This is a genomic window from Flavobacterium endophyticum, assembly GCF_003634455.1.
Lineage (GTDB): Bacteria > Bacteroidota > Bacteroidia > Flavobacteriales > Flavobacteriaceae > Flavobacterium > Flavobacterium endophyticum.
The window spans coordinates 1,098,987-1,116,347 of the sequence record NZ_RBLC01000001.1 but is presented as its reverse complement, the minus strand read 5'-3'; the positions used below and the strand labels follow the sequence as shown (position 1 = coordinate 1,116,347).

The following is a 17,361-nucleotide window of genomic DNA, read 5'->3' as shown; positions in this document are numbered from 1 at the left end:
GAAATTCTTATTGGTCTAAGAATAGATAATCCTGAAAGGAACTATGTTTATTGCTCGGTTTTCAATCATCAACTTTAAATCTTCGCTCAAGAAATACCATTCTTCTTCATTATAATATTCCTTGTCTTTTCGTTCAAGATATATGTCGATGGTAGGCGTGTAGCCCACGTTGCTGTCTAAGCTCGTCTGTATGCCGTTTTTTACATCGACTCTAGTAATGGCATCGCCAAAATGATTCTTGCAAAGAATGATGATATCTTGACGCGTTACGACTCTTTGATTGGAAACCAGATTTTCTCGGTACGCATAGATTTTCTCCGAATTCGAAAGTTCGTCTTTTCCGCCTTGAGTAGTGGATAAGAACATAATGTTGTCTCTTTCAAAATCAGAACCTTTATGCGAAACCAATCTTGAAAACGTATTGATTTTATTAGCACTTTCTCCGTTTGTCGTCCAATATTTGGCAAATAAGGTGCCTTTGTTCGTATTGCTCGCTGTATTCAGGATTAAGTAAGGATTGTTGATATTCTGCATGCCAACCTGCGACATCTTATTCCTAAAACGCGAAATGATTTGATTGATCTCTTTCAGGTTATTATCCGTAAAATCATGGCCAAGCCTAGAAAAAGCTGCCGCTTCATCGCGAATCAAATCAATTAAATAGTTGATTTCTTCAGTTGCATTTCTTTCGTCAAAACGAGCTATTCCGCCAAATCTGAGATACGCATAATCATTGTCGCCTTTTTCGTCATCGTTTTTGATTACATCGAATTCCTTGTTCTTGTCGTCTGCCACTGAAAAAAGTTCTAGAAAAAACTCCTCATTCAGATGTAAAGGATAAATGTTCAGCAGGCTTTTGATGTTTCCTTGAACTTCATTTAGTTTTTTATTGATGACCGGAAAGCAGTTATTGGCACAAAAAACTTCAGAAAGTATGTCTTTTCCGATTACGTTAGGAAACTCGACACGAATCCAGATCAGCTTTTCATCGGCCATAACTTTCAAATCTTCTGCAGGGATAAAACTGCTGAGTTCCGGTGGTATGGAGTAATGACTGTCGCCGATATTGATGATGTCTTTTATCGTGATGAAATTCTTTCTGTAATAATCATTCGTGTGTTCTTGAGTCCTTTCAATATGATAAAATTCTTCCTGGATTAATTCACCATAATTGTTGTCATATTTTTCGTCATTATTGTATCCTTGGACCGTCATTAGCTGATGGTCGCCCAAATACCATTTTGCTCTTGGCAGGAAGTGGAAAAAAGTATTGCGGTCATGAATGTTTTTCAAATAAAAATAAAACATCAGATCTTTGATTATACCGTCGCCTTGATGTTTCAGTCCAAGCCAGATGGTTCCGTGAGGAGCAGGCTTTATATAATTATTACTGCTTACAGTTTCCCTGAATTGCTCCTTTACGACCTGTTGTACGCCGTTTGGAAGTATTACGTAATTGAGCTTATTGCGATTTAATTTTACAGGTTTTGTAGGGCCGAAAAAATAATTCTTGATTATATTTTCGGTAGGATTATAAGGATTTGCTTCCTTTTTTTGGAAATAAAACTGATGGTAATCGTTTAAAGTTACTTCATTTTCGACAGGATAGGCTCTTACAATGGCGCGTGCCGGAGTGGCTTTTGCCGAAGCTGTCGGAGTCAAGATGTCTACCAAACGCTCGGTAATTCTTCTTCGGCTAGAAAAAACTTCATTGGAAATTTTCTCCAATTCTTTGGCGCAGACATCAAAAAGCAGGTTAACGATCGGGTCAAAGACGTTTTCCAGCTCCACATCGGAATAGCCCCATTGTTTGGCGGCGCGCTTGAGTAATCGGTCCTTAATTTGGTCTTTTGATAATTGGTTCATCGATGCTTTTTATTTAAATGAAAACGGCGCTAAAAAATAGGAGCTTTTATAATAGTACGGCTGGTTTGTTTTTTTGATTACGCCATAAACTACAATGTCCAAGCGTTTTTTTACGCGGATATTGGCTTCATAGCTTACGGTGTCTTCGCTTACGCCTAAAGTTACGTCGGTAACAATCAGGCGCTTTTCGTATTTTTTTACTTTTTCATGAACAGATTCTTTGATCATGTCTTTTAGCTGATTGGCATTCGCCAAAAGATTAAAATCGGTTTCCCAGATAACAGTTCCAAACTCGTCATCGTATTTGTATTCTCCGAAAATCGTTGTGATGATCAGGGAAATATATTGCGCCAGAGATTCTTCGATAGTGACTTTTCTCAAATCTTCGCCGCTTGATAATCGCTTGAAATCAATTGGAATCTTGTAGAATAGGTCTTTCATTTTCTATCGTAAATTTAATTTCTCCTTCTTCATTCAATGTGACTTTGAGCGTATCGCCTTTTTTGATTTCGTTGGAAATAATCATGCGTGAAAGCGGTCTTTTCAGCTGATTTCGGATTGTTCCTTTGATTGGTCGTGCGCCGTATTCTGGCGTGAAGCCCATCAAGGCAATCTGTTCTTTGTCTTTTTCGTCGATATGCAGCGTGATGTCCAATTTTTCTAGTAATTGCAACAATTCTTTCTTTAAGTGAATGTCAAAAATCCTCGAAACGCTTTTTCTGCTGATTGGCGCAAACGGAATGATTTCGGTTAGACGTCCTAAAAATTCAGGCCTGAAATACCCGGTCATCAATTGAATCAGATCATTTGATTTTGGAATGATCTCTTTTTCAAACGATTTGACGATAAAATCAGAACCGATATTTGACGTGAAAAGAATCACCGAATTCGAAAAATCACCTTCTTTGCCCAATCTGTCGTGCAATTTTCCCTCATCCAAAATTTGAAGAAAGACGTCAAAAACAGACTTATGTGCTTTTTCAATTTCGTCAAAAAGTACAATAGAATATGGCTTTTGTCTGATTTTATTAACCAAAAGTCCGCCTTCTTCATAGCCTACATAGCCAGGAGGCGCACCATATAAAAGTGCAGCAGAATGTTCTTCTTTGAACTCTGACATGTCCAAACGAATGATCGCATTTTCATCTCCGAAAAGGAAATCAGCCAGCGATTTTGCCAATTCTGTTTTTCCTGTCCCTGTTGGTCCAAGGAAGAAAAAGGAGCCGATAGGTTGTCCAGGTTTAGTCAATCCTGAACGGGATTCTAATATGGCATCTGAAACTACTTTTACGGCATGGTCTTGGCCGATAACTCTCTTTTTTAACGTGTTTTCTATGTCAAGCAAGCGTTCACGTTCGTCGGATTTTACTTTTCCTGCTGGAATTCCTGTAATGCCTGATACGACGTGCGACAGGTGAGAAGAAGAAACAATATTTTCTTCGTCATTCAATCGTTCCATATTGGCCAAAAGCCCTTCTAGGTGCGCGATTTTTTGTTCGTTTGCAACTGATGAAAAGTTTTCTTCGCTGTCGCTGAAAAGCTTTCCAGTCTTATTTTGGATATCGGAATGGAGCCAGACGATTTTTTCTTCTCTCTCTAATTCTTCAATGATATCATTGATTTCCGTAAGCTGTTTTTTGAGTTCTGGAAGTTCTTTTTTAATAGTTTCTTTGGCTACTTTCAAAGAAGACATGGTCCTGTCGATTAAATCCAATGCCGAATCCGGCAATGATTTTTCTTTTAGATAGCGTTTTGAAAGTCGAATGGATTCTTTCAAGCCTTCTTCGTCTATGCTGAAATCGTGATGTGTCTGATAATGGGAAATCACGTTCTTAATCATTCTCAAAGCCAGATCTTGATTCGGTTCATGGACTTCCAGCGTTTCAAATCTTCTGGAAAGTGCATCATCCTTGCCTAACGATTTTCTGAATTTTTCTGTAGTTGTAGCTCCGATAAACGTAATGTCGCCTTTGGAAAGTTCTGATTTGATAATGCTCCCGATTCCATTTCCTTGATTGGAGTCGAATAATTCGTGAATGTCATCGATGAAAAGTATCGGCTTTTCGTAGTTTTTTACTTCATTGAAAATCTTCTGAAGACGGTCTTCGACTTCTCCTTTGTAGGAAGCGCCAGCAAATAAAGGACCGATGTTGATTTCAAAAACATTGGCGTTATTAAAGGCGGCCAATATAGTTTTATCGGCAATTTTTCCGCAGAAACCTTCAATAAGCGTTGATTTTCCTACACCAGATTCGCCAATTACGATTACGTGTGGCTTCAATTTTCGGTTCAGGATTTCTGTAATTGTTTTCAATTCTTCATCGCGGCCAATCATCGGAATTGATTCTTTCGACTTATAATGTTTTATTTTGTCCGTACAATATTTGTCTAATGTGGACGAATTTCCTGTTGGATTGATTTTTGTTTTTTCAGAATTAGACTGCGTGCTTGCGGTTCCGGAACCATAAAGTGATGATAAATCAGTTGGAGTCAACGGCAAGGATTTTAGCTGGTCGTGCGAAAAGCCAACGCCTGGAGTCACCAATGCTTTTAGAATAGGCACAAAACTGATTTCATCGCCTGATTTTTTTGCAATTTCTTCTGCTTCGGCAAGGATGGCATTCATGCCACTGTCTGGAGCCGGATCATCGCTTGGCTTTGAAGCTTTTGCATATTCACTGATTCGGATATCAGCCCATTCGTCAAGATAGAAAACATCAATTCCTTTAGAATCAAGCTCTCTCATAAAGTTGAACTGAGGATTCAAAAGCGCCTTTAGCAAATGTGCCGGAGAATATTTTTGATTGAAATTGTCTTTAGCGTATTGCTTTGCAATGTGGATTGCCTGCAAGATGTCTTCTGTGATCATAATTCTCGAATTTAGTTAGTTCTTCTCAATTGTTGTGTCAATCGCAGATCACGGAGTAATTCCTTGTTTTCTTCTTCGTATTCTTTCAGCTGTTTGTTCAGCAAATCGATTTCTTTTTTAGAATCGTTGACTTGCAGCAGCAACTTTTTGGTTTTTACCAAATCATTGATGGTTATGATTACATTGTCGTATAGCTTCAAGCTTTGGTCAGAATCAGCAGGAATTTTTTCCTTTAGGTCTACCAGCTCAAAGCTGATGTTCTGCTCGATAAACTGAAAGCTTTCAGGAGCTTTGTCCAGCGAATCAATCAATACTCCGATATGCTCGATCTTGTCGGAAAATTGTTTTTGGAAGTTAAACTCGGTCAGGATTCGGTCGTTTTCGCTTTTTAAGACCTCATTTTCTTTTAGAGGCAATTTGTAGTTAAAAAATATCGCAAAAAACAATACTCCGGTCGTGATGATAAACATCAGCAGGAACAGTAGGAATGCGGAAGCTCGTTCTTTTCTATTTAAGATATCCATTGTTGGTGTAGATTTTTGGGTTGGTTTATTCTGCTAAAAAAGTTGGCGCTGAGTTTGGCGGATTGTTGTCTTTGTCGTCGTTGCCGAAAAAGCTAACTCTTTCGTTTCTGACGATATTTTCATTAACAAAAATTCCGGCATCGCGTTTTTTGCCGATATAATCTAGCTGGTTTAAGATATTGAACAGGTAATCTATTTTTGAAATAAAATTATTGACTTGGTGTACGGTTGGCTCAATATCATACGCTTTGTATTTGGTGTTGATGGTTTCTGAAAAAAGCCTTTCATAATCCCCGCTGGAAATTTCTGTCCATTCTGAAAAATAGTTGAAAAGCATTTCTTTTCCATCTCCAGAAAAAGAGTCAAAGCTATTCTTGATGATTCGTGCCAAGCTTACGGTATTTTCTAGAACTTCCATCGGTTTCATGGAGAAGTTTTCCCATTTGCTTCTGGTGATATTCTGCGCTACGTAGCTCAGGATTTTTTCACAAGCTTCAAAAACCATGTTCGCGATTAAGTTTTCGTCTTCGGTACTGTTCCTGAATCTGATTTTTTGAGAAATCTGAACGGCATTGAACTCCATCTGTTTGAAGAACGATTCGTAATTTTCAAACAAGGTAATCAATGTCGGATGGCTGTTGACCGTCAAGCTAGGCGGAATATAATCCGTCAAGATTTCATAACTGTTGGCCGAAGTTTTGAATTTCGCCAGCGGAAATTGCAAAGCGCCGATATTATTTTGGTTTACTTCGCTTTCGATAACGCTTGTCAGGAAATAGCGCGACATCGCATTCGGAAAACGTGGCGGTACTTCCTCCATGTTCTGCTCGCCGGTCGGTATTCTTTGAAACGGATCAACATTCAGCAAAAGAAAGTAATTGTTTTCTTTTAGGTCAAAATCTTTCAATTCGATTTTCTCATTGAACTCGCCTGTATAATCGGTGATTTCAATTCTTCCGCCGCCAGGTGTTACCGCTTTGATAAGCTTGATGCTTACGCTCAGTTCATTATGCGCATCTATAGAGATTGAATATTGGAAAGGCCGTGTCAGGTTAGTAGACATCAAGCCATAATTCAGTTCGTTTACGCCTAAATTTCGCGCATCGCGAACCAAATCTTCAATATTGTCCTGCAAGGTGATGAAGTGATTTTTGTTTATTTTCATTCCATCAATCCAGTTTACTGGAAAGTGTTTTATATTTTCAGCCATAATTAAAAAATTATATTCGTTGACAAATTATCGTTGCTCCGTCTTTGATGTTATTGGTGTCTATTGCTAAATCAGGATCGATGTAATCGGATGAGCTGAACCATTTTGGCTTGGTGTAGAAATACCATCCATACGGCTGGTTTTTGTCGTCCAGATAACGGACTTGGCTGTTAGGATTCTTCTCGTTGTAATCGTTTATGAAATAATAAAACAGTTTTCCAAAGTCGAAAGCACGTGGCGCTTTTACTTTGAAATTTATGATTGTTGAATCATTTGCTTTTTTCGTGAATACTAAATTTACGATAATTATATTTCGCATTTCAGAAATTTGCGGCGCAGGATATTTCGTATTTACGGGATAGAACCATCTTTTGTGAAGCTTTGCCGGAATCGAAATAGCGGTTTTGAAAAGCGTAAAACAAAATGTTGGAACCAAAAAGAACAACATCGTCCCAAGATAATAGTACATATAAACTAACTCTTGGAAATGTCCGATAAGCATGATTACAAAGGCTTCCAAGAAAATTCCAGAAACAATGGCTATGAAGATTTCTTTATAGAGTTCTTTGGCTTCAAATTGCTTGAAATACAAATAGAAAAAAGTTAAATGTACGGCTCCGGCAATGAGCAGGTATACTTGAAATGAGATGAATCGGATATTAACTGTCGTGTCTTTTAAATTGAATAAAATCGCGCCGAAAATCAACAGCATTAATCCTTGGCAAATAATATAGATGAAGAAGCTTTTTTTCTCTTGTCTGAATTTTGGCGTTTTCATGCCAATAAACATGCTGATAATCATCGCTATTGCAATGGCTAAAAAGATATAGACAAGCGTTTCGCCCCCGCCAATTTGATTTAGATATTTTCTCATATTACTGTTGATATTCCTAGTCTTGATTTATAAATTGTGTCATCCATTGCAAATAGCTCGTCTTCTGAATTTAATTGGATTTCAAAAGAATATTGTACTTGAAACGGAAGAAAAAGGTTAAAGAACGTGGTTAAAAAATTTTCTAGAACTTGATCGTTGAAATAATTAGGGAGGTTGTCGGGATTCGTCAAAGGTCCAATAGTGAAATTATATTTCTTTAGAAAAATTTCCTGATTGCTCTGCAAGGTTGTCGTGATTCCCATAATCATTTCTCCCGAATCTTCTACGACATCATGGCCGTTTTCCAGTTGGATGTTTTTAGATGTATACGAAATCTTTTCGCCCAATATTTTTTCAAGAATTGCAGTAATGTCAGAAATATTCTGTCCAGAATTTCCTTTGAGCTTCATCAAAGCGTAAAACATCTTTACGGTCAAGAGATCGGGAATGTTTTTTTCTACGCCTAGAATCATCCTGATGATATCGGCAATTCCGTTCGTGCTTAGTTTTGAAAAGAAATCGGACTCGTATCGTTCAATCTGGTGTCGGAATCGGAATAGCTCATTTTCTAAAGGATTATAGAAATGGCGAGCTTCTTTTTCTTCCTTTTTACGGATTTTAAATTCTTGCGAAGCATCATTTCTTTGATCGCGATTTCTGTAATTGTGCGTGATGCTTTCAGGCAAGATATCATAGAATCCATCACGACTGATATCGATGTTCAAGATGTCTGAATCATTTACATCAGTAGTAATGTTCATCGTGTCCTTGCTGAATTTCCTGTAAAAAACACCATTCGGCTTAAGAACCACATCTAGGTCGTCGGTCCTGTTTTTTAAAAGCGTATCAAATAACAGCTCGACCCTTAAGTCAAAAGGCGTCAAGTTTCTGTAATTTTCAACAAAAAAGCGATTTTTTATCATACCCCAATTATTGTTTAAATCTGCCGGCGGCTACGAAATTTTTTTTCCAAAAAGCTTTTTTTAAGCTTGAGATTTCAACTCCTCCAACTTGATTTGCCGCAAAAAACTTGTTGTTTTTAAGATAAATTCCAACATGAGAGATTATTTTTTCTTCAGTAATTCTGAAGAAAACCAGATCTCCTTCGCGCAATTTTTCGTTAGACTTAAACAATTCAATCCTATTGTCCATGCTCATTTCTGAAGCGGTTCTCGGAAGGTCTTTTTTATACACATACGTATAAAGCTCTTGCATTAAGGCTGAGCAATCGATTCCGTTTCGCGTTTCTCCCCCATAAACATATTTTGTGCCTTCCCAGCTTTTTATAAAATTATATAGTTTCTCATTTAATATTTCTGTTTCGCTGACTTCTAATTTTTTTGCGAAATATTTTTTGTCCTCATCGCTCAAAACAGTATTGTAAGTGTGTTTGTTGCCAGCTCCTTTTTTTGTGCTTCCAGCTTGCGAAGCCACAAAATCATCGGTGATAGCAAAGTCTTTTTTAGGCAGACAAGAAACAAAACATATAGGCATAAGGCTTAAAAAAACAATCTTTTTAAACATAATTAACGGCGGTTTAGTTCAGAAACTTTACTAAAATAGCTAAATAATCTTTTGTGCTTTTGAAGGGGGAAGCTGATTATTTAAACCTAAAAATTTTGGGAACTAATTTATACATTTAGGATTTAAAATCCTTTTCTATGATGTTAAATTAATACTTTTTACCCACAAAACTCACAATTAACATTTGGATAAAGCGAATTTAACAAAATATTATCATTAATTATGAAGGTAGTAAAATCAAGCATTGACGGTTTAAATATATGTTAATTCATTGTCACTTTAACAATAATTTTTTTGATAAAGTATTTTAACATGAAAAACGAAAGGAAATTTTTATAAATTTGGAATAAGACAAATTTCGCTTATTTATCGCCCCCAGCAGTTTATAATTTACCAATATTATAAAATGAATAAGAGTAATCAAATAAAAACCCACTTTGATGGAAAAATTATATTGTTCTTCATTATAATTTTTGTCATTTCTTGTGGCTTACTGGCCTTCAAAATAAACAACAAAGCGATTTGTACTGTTAAAGAGTTTAAGATTGATGCTCCAACCTTTAAAGCAGGGGAGCTCATTACCTTTTCAGATAATACGCCTAACTCGTATGAGTGGAGATGGTATTTTGGCGACGGAAGTAAAATCTCGTACCGCTCAAAAGTCGCGCATTCCTTTTCCAAACCCGGAAAATATACTGTAAAGCTTTTAATCAATAACAACTGTACTATTGAAAAAACAATCACAATTCTTCCGAAAAATGATGTGATTGATGAAAGTCTATTGCCTAAATTTTATGCCCCAAAAGTGGTGTATGAAGGAGAAAAAGTGCAATTCAAAGACTCTACTTCGCATGCTAAATCGTGGGAATGGAGATTTGGAGACGGAATCAAAATTGATGCGATTGACCAGAATCCTACCTATGTATATAGAATTCCAGGCGAAAAAATAGTTTCGTTAGTCGTTAATGGCGACATAAAATATGTAAAGCAGGTAAAAATAACAGTACTGCCTGCCAAAAAAGAAGTAAAAGATGTCGTTTCTGAAAGATTAGAAAGAAGAAGCAATTCTAGAGCAGATATCGTTGGCGATTATTTCAAGCAATTGCCCGATGCTCCAAAACGCAGTCCGGAACTTGCCGGGTTGAATGAAGAAAAGTTTAAAGCAATACTTTTAGGCATCAGCGAAGACAAGCTTTCTTTTGAAAACGTAAAAAGATATTTCTGTGAAGACGACCTGCCGCTAGTCAAGCTACGCAATGGCAAGACGATTTCTTTAAAAGATTTAGATGAAGCAATCAGAGACAGGAATATCAATATTAAAAAAATCGAATTGCAAAAAGACCAAGATGGTTGTGTCACTATAATCAACTTGAACTACAGATATAAGACTATTTTTTAAAGCTCTTTTTCTATACTAACATTAACATTTAATACTAGACAGCATGGCGAATTCATTTTCAAACAGTTATGGAATTGGGGGTAACGAAGTCAGACAAGAAGGTCAGGAAAGTATCCTTGAAATCCCTCAAAATAAAACTTTAATCGCTCAGAAATTAACACCTAATACGCCTGTACGGCCAGAAATTGTTACAGGATTAAAAAATATGGACGAAGTTTTCGAACACTTTGACCCAAAAATCAATGTGGCTTTTGAAGATGACGAGGGAAGAATTACCCGCGAAGAATTAGGATTTAAAAATATTGGCGATTTTTCGATCAATGGGCTCATTGCACAAAGTCCGTTTTTGGCAGACTTAAAAACTAAAAATGAGCAATATCAAAAAATGATCAAACAGCTTAAGACCAACAAAGTTCTAAAGCTGGCGCTTCAAGATCCTGAAGCTAGACAATCAATCATCGAAACAATCGAAGCATTAATAAAAGAAATCGAACAAACTGATAAATAAGTAAGCCATGGCAAATCAAGAAAACACTAAAGCAACGAATAATACATTGGCGAGTCAGGAACGTTCAACGAGAACTCTGGAGCAAAATGTTGAATCTTTTATACAGTACGGAGGCTTTGACCTTCTGGAGGGCGCCATCGAAGGCGTACAAAACTTAAATCCAGAAAGAAAGGCACGTAAAAATATTTTCTTAAGCGAAAGCAGCAAAAAAGCCGAGCGCCAAGCGTTGAAAACAGTCTTGAAACTTTGGGCTGATTCTTTAAAAACGACAGACAATTTATTAGACTTGGTTTCTGAAAGCACTAAAAAATCAGAACTTGCAGAACAAGCCTTAAAGAAAAATCTTTCTATCGCTGTTGCTGAATCCAAAGAATTAGAAGAAAACTACAGAACAATCTCTCTTTTCTATAAAAATACAGAAGAAAGCAAAGTCAAAAATATTTCCATCATGAACGCTGAGCTGGATCAGTTAAAAGATCTTGACAATTCGCGTTTCATCGATAACATCCAAGAAGAATTGGTAAATGGCTTTGACCGTTTAGATTTGCGTCAGAATTACTCGCTTTTGGTTATTCCAGGTTATTTGGGATCCAACAAAGTGATTGAAAAATGGGCCAAAATTGCCTATGACAATAAAGTAATGTTGATTACAGATTTCCAACATTTAGACGAACCGGATGATGTAATGGAAATGTTCGAATCGGCAAACCTAACAGGAGGTGATACCTACCGTTCCAATGTTATGATGGCGTGCAACTGGCTTGTGGGTCGTGGCAAACATGATGAGATTGAAGAAGCCGATCACTTATACATTCCACCTTCCACGGCTTTGGCAGGAAAAGTTTATAATACTTTGATGTCGCAAGTAACGGCCGGTAAAAAATACGGAGGAATCAACGAAGTTGACGGTGTTAAGTTTGACTTGAAGAAAAGCGAAATTGCCAATCTTGAAAACTTGGGATTGATTCCGATGGTAAACGAATACGGAAAAGTAATGGCTTTTTCTGGAAAGACGCTTTTTAACGGAGACAACCTTGGACTTCAGACGTATTCTGTAGTGCGTGTTTTTGACTATGTGACGAAAGTTTTGATGGATTTCTTAAACCGTAGAGCTTTTGAAAACTTCAATGCAAAAACCAGAAAAGAAATCTTAAATCAGATCGTAAAATTCTTAGACAACGTTGCAGGACCAGATAAGCTGATTGAAGATTTTGAAATCAAAAGGTTTGAGCAAGACCCAAATCAAAAAGACAGAATCTTTTTGGATATCCGATTGAAACCGTATTTCCCAGCTAAAAATTTCCTTATTAAAATGGACGGCCAAAAAGGCGATGACGGAAACGATTGGGATACTGAATATGCAGAATCAAAATAAATAGCAAATTTCAAATAACAATTTTATAATATTAATATACAGGGTATTGCAGATTAATTTTTGATAATTTAACGTCGAATTAATTGTATTTGTATCAAAAAAATGCTATCTTAGAATACCAAAATATAAAAGTAAAATAGAATAGAAAATCCCCCCAACTTCTATCACAATTAATAAATTTTAATCTTTAAATTTTTTTATTATGTCATTCAAATCAAAACTAAAAGTTGGCGGAAAGGAATTAAACATTTTGAACGCTTCGTATGATTTGCATCAAGAAGTAGATGCTAGTGGTCGCCCATCATCTGTTACCAGAGGGGGAACAATCAATTTAACTGTCGAATCAACTGGAGATTCATTCTTTTTTGAATGGATGACCAACAACTTCGAAAGAAAAGACGGATCAATCCAGTATGTGAAGCGTGATACAGACGCTAAACTTAAAGAAATGAACTTCAAGGAAGGATATCTGGTAAAATACAGAGAATCTTTCGATGCTCAAGATGGTAATCCATTGACCGAGACTTTCACAATTTCTGCAAAAGAAATTTCAATGGGCGGCGGTGAGCACATTAATGAATGGGTTTAATTCAATTAGAATTACTTTAAAGTTTTTAATGATGAAGGGTTTGTAATACTGCATTCCCTTTATCATTATATCTTACTATTTGCAGTTTTTTTAATTATTTAAATCTATCTACTTATGTCATTTTTAGCAAAGCTTGAAATTGACGGAGAGGTGTTGAATGTCTTAGAATTTCAATGCACTCTTGGTCAAGATACTGATAAAAGCGGTAAGCCATCTGCCGATCCGGCCGGTGGAAAGATCCGAATTGTTGTAGAATCTACAAAAAGCACAATGCTGTTTGATTGGATGGTTAGTAATTCGCAGACCAAAAATGGAAAATTGACCTTTTACAGGCGAGATGCTATTTCAAAAATGCGCGAGCTCCAATTCAAAGAAGCCTATTGCATCCGATATGATGAACTTTTCATTGCCTATAATACGATGTCTATGAAAATCGAGATCGTAATTTCGGCTAAAGAAATAAACATGAACGGTTCACAATTTGCCAGAAACTGGCCATTGAAATTCTAAAATAAAGTTTTATGGACGAACTTAATACTAAATTTTTTATAGGGTTGAGTTGGCATTTCGGCGGAGGTCCAAAATCTTATTTCAGCGGTACGGCCGGCGTTGGCGTTAGTCGAAGATTTGGCCCGGTTGAACCAGGTATCAATATTGCTATCAATGCCTATAATGGAGGTATTGGTACGCGCTCCGACAGCAATGCCATGAATTTTGACACTGTCTTGACAGGCAAGATTACGGCTGGTGGAGGACATGCAAACCCAATGTCTGTGTATCCTTTGCATATGGAGAGCGGAACCGGAATGGAAGATACCTATAGATATTCGGCGACACTCGGAACCAGCTTGATACTAAACAATAATAACAGAAACCAGCAGGTCGGTTTTTTGCAATTAAGAGCCAGTGATTTTGGATTCCAATTTTATAATGATTTTGGAGGCTTCAAAAAAATAGGCATTGCAGACGGACATGATCGTTGGTGGACAGGAGGCGGAAAAGTCATTGTCGGAAACAACAGAAGCAGCTACCAAATGATAGTAGCTAGCGACGTTTTTACGGCTGATACCGATTCTGAAAATGTTCTGGATTCTGAAGCTGCAGATCGTAGCCTTAAAGAATTTGAGCAAAGACATATCGGAAGCAGCGGATTTGAAAAATTCTCTGATAAAGCATTCAATTATACTCCGACCTCGGCTTCAGAAGTGGGTCAGGAATTTTTAAATGCAAAAAGAGGCGGGGTCGCTTGGAATCCGAATGCCCATTCTTTTGATTTAAACCAAGGAAGGACTTCTTTTCATGCCAGAACGCCGCAAGGTAGTTTTGGAATCAATGGTCTTGGACAAAGCCATATGTATTCGCAAGACTTGATCCACCGATTTATTAACTTTCATCTGATTCCATCCGAAAGGCCAAATTATTGGGAAGTACAGACCGGACCAAATATAAACACAGGATTTTGATGAAAAAAAAAATAGGAATCATGTTACTGGCAGTCGCATTTTTCTCTTGTTCAAAAAGCATGTATACCAAACAAGACTACCGTTTGTTTGAAGAAAATTTTCTTCTTTCCCCAAATACGCCCCTACGGACTGATGGGGTTTACGTTTTAGAATCTGTTTGGAATAAAGACACAGGAGAGCGAAAAGCTGACGAACATATTTTCTATAAATTTTATAATACAGGACAAGCAAATCTTACGGTTGACTTGGATAAGTCGATAAATACAAGTCAAGAATATCTTGAAAGCATTAAGAAGCATATTGCTTCTACAAATAAAGGTGGATTCAAGACACATTTGGAAGGATATTATCATTTAGAAGGAAATAAAATTGTAATCGAACGCATCACAGTTCCTAGAGATGTGGCTGTTTATAGTTACGGTTATGTAGAAAATGGAAAGCTGGTAATTGTTACCGAAACCATCGAAGGTAAAGGAAAGCTGAATGATAAATATTTTACAGATTTTTATAAGGCAACGTATGTATTTCTTCCATTGGAAAAATCAGAGCTTGAAAATTTGAAGCCAGGCTGGTAAAAAATTATAAATTATGAAGATTAGAAAAATATATGCACTCCTATTTTTTTTGTTGATTATGCAATCGTATGGTCAAGAAAAAAAATATGTCGTTTCTGATTTTGATAATGCTTATCTTCAAGAAATAAAAGCGGAAAATTCAGAACTCTCTGCGAGAATCAAAACCTTTCCCCAAGAAATTCAAGACCTAAATAAAAAAGTAGCGCAGGCCATCCGAAATAATGATGACGCCAAAGCCTTAGAGCTCGCAATCGAGATGGATAAAAAATTTCCAAAAAATGCCGATATAAAAAATTTCATTGGCAAGCTGCAAGCCAAAGCACTGAAATATGATGAAGCCTTAGTCTTTTTTGACGAAGCTTTACTGATAAATCCAGACAATAAATGGTTTTATATAAACAAAGCCACAGCCTTGGCAGAAAATAATAAAAGCCAAGAAGCCATGAAAACCATCGAAAAGTTGAATTCTAAATTCCCGAACTGGAGCATTGGCTATAATTTCAAAGCCTCTCTATTTCGCGATATGAATCAGCAAAATGAAGCCTTAAAAGCATACGATCTTGCCATAATTTCAGAACCCAAAAGCGCCCAGATATTTACAAATAGAGGTGACTTTTTGTTAGAACTAAGCAAAGAAGAACAAGCAATTGCCGATTATAAAAAAGCATTAGAAATCCAGCCCGATTATGCCAGAGCCCAAGAGAAGCTGAAATCGATTTCAAAGACAGTTTCTGAAAAGAAATAACACAAGTTTAAAAAAGTAGCATCATGCCAATCAGTACCCAGATAAAAATAGAAATTGCAGGAGAAACTCTTACCCGTTTTTCAAAATTAGTGATTGACCAAAAAGTACATACGCACCACAGGTTTTCGCTATTGCAACCGTTGCCTAAGGAATTTGTAGGCGAAGCCATCGACAAAGCCCAAAACTATATTGGGCAATCTATAAAGATCATGATTAGTCCGTCAAATATGATGACAGCTTCGCCATTGACCTTCAACGGTATTATCACAGAAGCACAGATGGTCAGAACAGCTGGAGCTTCGGGAGGCATAATTATCAACGGATACAGCCCGACTATTTTATTAGAAGGAACACCAAATATCAAATCGTATACAGATAAATCACTTTCTGATATCGTTCAAGAGGTATTGAGCGGTTATTCTGCAGATAGCTTGAAACCTGCTGTTTCTGTTCAAAAAGACGCTACTTTGCCGTACACTGTCCAATATTCTGAAAGTGACTTTTCGTTTTTATGCAGGATTGCACAGAAAAAAGGACAATGGTTCTATTTCAATGGCGAAGAACTGGTTTTTGGCAAGCCGAAATCCAAAGATTTTACTTTAGAATACGGAAGGACTTTGCATTCGTTCAATATCGAAATGCGGGCAAAGTCGCTTGGATTCGAATATTTGGGTTATGATCCTTCAAATGGGGAAGTCCAAACCGCAAGCTCGTCCGAAGTCAACTATGAGCCAAACGGCTACTCGAAATCTGTATTTGAATCCTCAAAAAAACTATTCCCAAATACTTCAACGATGCTGTATTCGCATTCGCTGGAAGAAGGAAATTCTAAAACACATCTGACCGACCGTGTCACAACCCAATTGCAATCTCGCTCTGCAGACTTAGTGACTGCTAAAGGAGATTCTGATGAAACTGGACTTCGAATAGGCGATGTCATTAATATCAAAGAACCTGCTTTTTCATTGACGGGTAACCTGTCTGACGGATTGCAGGAGCAAAATTTCGGAAGCTATATTATTACCGATATCATGCACATTTGCGATGAATCGGGCAATTACCATAATAGCTTTGATGCCGTTCCAGATTCTGTTGCTTCGCCGCCTTATGGGAACGTACACAGTTTTCCGGTCGCCGAATCACAACCTGCAACGGTAATTTCAAACGATGATCCTGCTGGTCTTGGACGAGTACAAGTCGCTTTTGCATGGCAGAAAATTTCAGGTACAAATACGCCTTGGATTCGAATGACAAATCCGCATTCTGGCGGAGGAAAGGGATTTTATTTTATCCCTGAAGTCGGAGAAGAAGTACTCGTGGCTTTTGAAAGCGGCAATGCTGAAAAGCCTTTTGTATTAGGAGCAATGTATAATGGAGCCGCTTTGAGCGAATACCATACCTCTGGAAATGATAAAAAAGTAATTCAGACCCGATCGGGCACAAAAGTAATCATGAACGATGCCGAAGGAAGTATTTTTATTGAAGATCCGAGTGGCAATACGTGGCTGATGGATGGCAAAGGCAACATCAATGTGAATGCTCCCAAAAATATGACATTTACCATCGGAGAGAACTTTAATATTTCCGTAGGAAAAGATATGATTACGAATATTGGCGAAAACAGGACGACCAACGTTACGATGAAAGACCGACTGCAAGCCCAAGAAGCTTTCGAGACAATCAACGAAAACAAGACGGTCAAAGTAAACGGCGATCTGAAAGAAAATACCGGAACGACAACACACAAGGCAGAACAAGGAGATATATTTTTCCAAAGCGCGGGTGTTGCTAAAGTGCTCGGAGCTATAGATGCCAAAGTAAACAAAGGCTAATTCAGCAA

At 37.3% G+C, this 17,361-nt stretch carries 17 protein-coding genes; 9 read left to right on the top strand and 8 right to left on the bottom strand.

Going from position 1 to position 17,361, the window contains the following annotated elements; all coding sequences use genetic code 11:
• Nucleotides 1–15: 15 nt before the first annotated feature.
• The 8 genes from CLV94_RS05250 to CLV94_RS05215 are packed head-to-tail and all read right to left on the bottom strand — an operon-like array spanning nt 16 to nt 8,867.
• Nucleotides 16–1,866 carry a type VI secretion system baseplate subunit TssF gene (locus tag CLV94_RS05250; protein ID WP_121375377.1) on the bottom strand — a complete coding sequence of 617 codons (1,851 nt, stop codon included), beginning with the start codon at nt 1,864–1,866 and terminating at the stop codon, nt 16–18.
• A gap of 9 nt (nt 1,867–1,875) precedes the next feature.
• Nucleotides 1,876–2,307, bottom strand: coding sequence for a GPW/gp25 family protein (locus CLV94_RS05245; RefSeq protein WP_121375376.1), 432 nt, complete (start codon nt 2,305–2,307; stop codon nt 1,876–1,878).
• Entirely contained in the window at nt 2,276–4,735 is a 2,460-nt protein-coding gene (locus CLV94_RS05240; protein WP_121375375.1) for an AAA family ATPase, read from the bottom strand. Before CLV94_RS05240 ends, CLV94_RS05245 begins: the two co-directional genes overlap by 32 nt.
• A gap of 11 nt (nt 4,736–4,746) precedes the next feature.
• Nucleotides 4,747–5,259, bottom strand: coding sequence for a type VI secretion system transmembrane protein TssO (locus tag CLV94_RS05235; protein WP_121375374.1), 513 nt, complete (start codon nt 5,257–5,259; stop codon nt 4,747–4,749).
• A gap of 25 nt (nt 5,260–5,284) precedes the next feature.
• Nucleotides 5,285–6,469 carry a hypothetical protein gene (locus CLV94_RS05230; protein WP_121375373.1) on the bottom strand — a complete coding sequence of 395 codons (1,185 nt, stop codon included), beginning with the start codon at nt 6,467–6,469 and terminating at the stop codon, nt 5,285–5,287.
• A gap of 10 nt (nt 6,470–6,479) precedes the next feature.
• The gene (locus CLV94_RS05225; RefSeq protein WP_121375372.1) at nt 6,480–7,343 is read right to left on the bottom strand and encodes a TssN family type VI secretion system protein; all 864 of its coding nucleotides are present in this window, start codon (nt 7,341–7,343) and stop codon (nt 6,480–6,482) included.
• Nucleotides 7,340–8,266 (bottom strand): hypothetical protein, encoded by a 927-nt coding sequence (locus CLV94_RS05220; RefSeq protein ID WP_121375371.1) that lies wholly within the window; start codon nt 8,264–8,266, stop codon nt 7,340–7,342. The genes CLV94_RS05225 and CLV94_RS05220 overlap by 4 nt, the downstream gene beginning before the upstream one ends.
• Before the next feature lie 7 nt (nt 8,267–8,273).
• Complete coding sequence (locus tag CLV94_RS05215) at nt 8,274–8,867, bottom strand: C40 family peptidase (RefSeq protein ID WP_121375370.1); 594 nt, start codon at nt 8,865–8,867, stop codon at nt 8,274–8,276.
• Between the two features lie 406 nt (nt 8,868–9,273).
• Between CLV94_RS05215 and CLV94_RS05210 the strand changes: the two genes are divergently transcribed.
• The 9 genes from CLV94_RS05210 to CLV94_RS05170 all read left to right on the top strand — a co-directional run bounded on the left by CLV94_RS05210 (nt 9,274) and on the right by CLV94_RS05170 (nt 17,353).
• Nucleotides 9,274–10,266 (top strand): PKD domain-containing protein, encoded by a 993-nt coding sequence (locus CLV94_RS05210; protein ID WP_121375369.1) that lies wholly within the window; start codon nt 9,274–9,276, stop codon nt 10,264–10,266.
• Between the two features lie 43 nt (nt 10,267–10,309).
• Nucleotides 10,310–10,774: a hypothetical protein gene (locus tag CLV94_RS05205; protein WP_121375368.1), complete on the top strand. Its 465-nt coding sequence runs from the start codon at nt 10,310–10,312 to the stop codon at nt 10,772–10,774.
• A gap of 7 nt (nt 10,775–10,781) precedes the next feature.
• The gene (locus CLV94_RS05200; protein WP_121375367.1) at nt 10,782–12,149 is read left to right on the top strand and encodes a DUF5458 family protein; all 1,368 of its coding nucleotides are present in this window, start codon (nt 10,782–10,784) and stop codon (nt 12,147–12,149) included.
• A gap of 202 nt (nt 12,150–12,351) precedes the next feature.
• Nucleotides 12,352–12,738: a type VI secretion system tube protein TssD gene (tssD, locus tag CLV94_RS05195; protein ID WP_056067940.1), complete on the top strand. Its 387-nt coding sequence runs from the start codon at nt 12,352–12,354 to the stop codon at nt 12,736–12,738.
• A 114-nt stretch (nt 12,739–12,852) separates the two neighbouring features.
• Nucleotides 12,853–13,248, top strand: a complete 396-nt coding sequence (gene tssD / locus CLV94_RS05190) for a type VI secretion system tube protein TssD (protein ID WP_121375366.1) — start codon at nt 12,853–12,855, stop codon at nt 13,246–13,248.
• An 11-nt stretch (nt 13,249–13,259) separates the two neighbouring features.
• A complete protein-coding gene (locus tag CLV94_RS05185) occupies nt 13,260–14,201 on the top strand; it encodes a polymorphic toxin type 23 domain-containing protein (RefSeq protein ID WP_121375365.1) in 942 nt (313 codons plus the stop codon).
• The gene (locus tag CLV94_RS05180; RefSeq protein ID WP_121375364.1) at nt 14,201–14,776 is read left to right on the top strand and encodes a hypothetical protein; all 576 of its coding nucleotides are present in this window, start codon (nt 14,201–14,203) and stop codon (nt 14,774–14,776) included. Before CLV94_RS05185 ends, CLV94_RS05180 begins: the two co-directional genes overlap by 1 nt.
• Before the next feature lie 13 nt (nt 14,777–14,789).
• The gene (locus tag CLV94_RS05175; RefSeq protein ID WP_121375363.1) at nt 14,790–15,521 is read left to right on the top strand and encodes a tetratricopeptide repeat protein; all 732 of its coding nucleotides are present in this window, start codon (nt 14,790–14,792) and stop codon (nt 15,519–15,521) included.
• Nucleotides 15,522–15,544: 23 nt separating this feature from the next.
• Nucleotides 15,545–17,353, top strand: coding sequence for a type VI secretion system Vgr family protein (locus tag CLV94_RS05170; RefSeq protein ID WP_121375362.1), 1,809 nt, complete (start codon nt 15,545–15,547; stop codon nt 17,351–17,353).
• Nucleotides 17,354–17,361 lie beyond the last annotated feature (8 nt).

Excerpts from the sequence above, each read along its gene's own strand:
- CLV94_RS05250 (WP_121375377.1), bottom strand. The coding sequence starts at position 1,866 with ATGAACCAATTATCAAAAGACCAAATTAAGGACCGATTACTCAAGCGC.
- CLV94_RS05245 (WP_121375376.1), bottom strand. The coding sequence starts at position 2,307 with ATGAAAGACCTATTCTACAAGATTCCAATTGATTTCAAGCGATTATCA.
- CLV94_RS05240 (WP_121375375.1), bottom strand. The coding sequence starts at position 4,735 with ATGATCACAGAAGACATCTTGCAGGCAATCCACATTGCAAAGCAATAC.
- CLV94_RS05235 (WP_121375374.1), bottom strand. The coding sequence starts at position 5,259 with ATGGATATCTTAAATAGAAAAGAACGAGCTTCCGCATTCCTACTGTTC.
- CLV94_RS05230 (WP_121375373.1), bottom strand. The coding sequence starts at position 6,469 with ATGGCTGAAAATATAAAACACTTTCCAGTAAACTGGATTGATGGAATG.
- CLV94_RS05225 (WP_121375372.1), bottom strand. The coding sequence starts at position 7,343 with ATGAGAAAATATCTAAATCAAATTGGCGGGGGCGAAACGCTTGTCTAT.
- CLV94_RS05220 (WP_121375371.1), bottom strand. The coding sequence starts at position 8,266 with ATGATAAAAAATCGCTTTTTTGTTGAAAATTACAGAAACTTGACGCCT.
- CLV94_RS05215 (WP_121375370.1), bottom strand. The coding sequence starts at position 8,867 with ATGTTTAAAAAGATTGTTTTTTTAAGCCTTATGCCTATATGTTTTGTT.
- CLV94_RS05210 (WP_121375369.1), top strand. The coding sequence starts at position 9,274 with ATGAATAAGAGTAATCAAATAAAAACCCACTTTGATGGAAAAATTATA.
- CLV94_RS05205 (WP_121375368.1), top strand. The coding sequence starts at position 10,310 with ATGGCGAATTCATTTTCAAACAGTTATGGAATTGGGGGTAACGAAGTC.
- CLV94_RS05200 (WP_121375367.1), top strand. The coding sequence starts at position 10,782 with ATGGCAAATCAAGAAAACACTAAAGCAACGAATAATACATTGGCGAGT.
- tssD (WP_056067940.1), top strand. The coding sequence starts at position 12,352 with ATGTCATTCAAATCAAAACTAAAAGTTGGCGGAAAGGAATTAAACATT.
- tssD (WP_121375366.1), top strand. The coding sequence starts at position 12,853 with ATGTCATTTTTAGCAAAGCTTGAAATTGACGGAGAGGTGTTGAATGTC.
- CLV94_RS05185 (WP_121375365.1), top strand. The coding sequence starts at position 13,260 with ATGGACGAACTTAATACTAAATTTTTTATAGGGTTGAGTTGGCATTTC.
- CLV94_RS05180 (WP_121375364.1), top strand. The coding sequence starts at position 14,201 with ATGAAAAAAAAAATAGGAATCATGTTACTGGCAGTCGCATTTTTCTCT.
- CLV94_RS05175 (WP_121375363.1), top strand. The coding sequence starts at position 14,790 with ATGAAGATTAGAAAAATATATGCACTCCTATTTTTTTTGTTGATTATG.
- CLV94_RS05170 (WP_121375362.1), top strand. The coding sequence starts at position 15,545 with ATGCCAATCAGTACCCAGATAAAAATAGAAATTGCAGGAGAAACTCTT.